The organism is Arhodomonas sp. KWT, from assembly GCF_010993615.1.
This window is the reverse complement of the sequence record NZ_WNXE01000397.1, coordinates 1-1,609: the sequence shown is the minus strand read 5'-3', so window position 1 is coordinate 1,609 and position 1,609 is coordinate 1. Positions and strand designations below refer to the sequence as shown.

Here is a 1,609-nt window from a genome sequence, read left to right as displayed (position 1 = left end):
GAGGGCCATATCGACGGGCGCGTGGTCCTGGACCTGGCATGAGCGGGACGGGCGAACAGGCCCCGGGGGTGTCGGTCACCCCCGGGGCCGCCGAGCTGATCGAGCGGTTGCGGACCCGACACGGACCGCTGCTGTTCCACCAGTCCGGGGGCTGCTGCGACGGCAGCGCGCCCATGTGCTACCCCCGTGACGAGTTCCGCGTCGGCGAGCGCGACGTCCATCTCGGTGATGTCCACGGCGAGCCGTTCTACATCGGCGGCAGCCAGTACGCGCTGTGGTGTCACACCCACCTGGTGCTGGATGTCGTTCCGGGCCGGGGCAGCGGCTTCTCGCTGGAGGCCCCGGAGGGCGTGCGCTTCATCGTGCGCTCGCAGGTCACCGGCGAGCCGGACCGGACGTAGATCTGTTGGACGGGCCCCATCGGGGCCCTTTTTCAGAGGCACCGCACCTTGCCGGCGGTTTGTTTACGGTCGCAGGCCGTGTGCGGCATCCCGGGGTATGGCTGGATCCCGGGCGTTGTCGTACCGCCTCGGGCAGGTTGGCTGCTCCTGGCAGCCAACGTCCCGATGCCGACGTACCGGAGGGGGGAAGTCGGCTGCCCAGAGCGGCCGACCTACCCGAGCTGTGCCGCAAGTCCGTGTCGGTGCAACGCTACCCGTAAATCAGGTGCCCGGTTCAACCGGTAAAGGGGTCATCGGCTCCTGCCGGAGAGGGCGTGTGCCTGACGCACCGAGCGGAGGCATCGGTCCGTGACCGGGTTGCCCGCTACCTTGCGGTAGGCCTTTTGTGATCGCGTGCACCGTAAACCTTAAAAGTTGAATAAAGGTTTACAGTCCGTGCACAATGGCCCGGCCCATCCATGAAGAAGAAGGCCGACTGCCATGTCCGTACCCGCCACCGGTGACATCCGTCACGACTGGTCCGCCGACGAGGTCCGGGCCCTGTTCGACGCACCGTTCACGGAGCTGCTGTTCGCCGCGCAGCAGGTGCACCGCCGGTACTTCGATCCCGCCCAGGTGGAGCTCGCCTCGCTGGTGTCCGTGAAGACCGGCGCCTGCCCGGAGGACTGCGCCTACTGCCCGCAGAGCGTGCGTTTCCAGACCGACGTCGAGCCCCATGCGCTGATGCCGGTGGCGTCGGTGCGCGAGGCGGCACGCCGCGCTCGCGAGGCCGGCGTGGCGCGGCTGTGCCTGGGCGCGGCCTGGCGCGGGCCGAAGGCCCGGGACATGCCGCGGCTGCGCGAGATGATCGCCGCGGTGCGCGAGCAGGGCCTGGAGGTGTGCCTCTCGGCGGGGCTGCTCAGCGACGGGCAGGCCCGCGAGCTCGCCGATGCCGGGCTGGACTACTACAACCACAACCTCGACACCTCCCCCGAATACTACCCGGAGATCATCACCACCCGCCGCTACGACGAGCGTCTCAGCACCCTGGCGCACGTCCGCGATGCCGGGCTGCGGGTATGCTGCGGTGGGATCGTCGGCCTGGGTGAGGGCGAGACGGACCGCGCGGAGCTGCTGCGCACCCTCGCGAACCTGCCCGCCCACCCGGAGAGCGTGCCCATCAACCAGCTCATCCCGGTGCCGGGTACGCCCATGGCGGAGGCCGGGCC

The 1,609-nt window shown here is 69.7% G+C and carries 2 protein-coding genes; both read left to right on the top strand.

Annotated features, from left to right (window positions below):
• The first annotated feature begins 38 nt into the window (after nucleotides 1-38).
• A complete protein-coding gene (locus G7A99_RS19315; protein WP_163143284.1) occupies nucleotides 39-401 on the top strand; it encodes a DUF779 domain-containing protein in 363 nt (120 codons plus the stop codon).
• A gap of 480 nt (nucleotides 402-881) precedes the next feature.
• The coding region (gene bioB / locus G7A99_RS19310; RefSeq protein ID WP_163143281.1) for a biotin synthase BioB at nucleotides 882-1,609 on the top strand (728 nt) is incomplete at its 3' end.

What these genes read in the sequence shown, in the direction of transcription:
- G7A99_RS19315 (WP_163143284.1), top strand. Translation starts at nt 39, where the DNA reads ATGAGCGGGACGGGCGAACAGGCCCCGGGGGTGTCGGTCACCCCCGGG.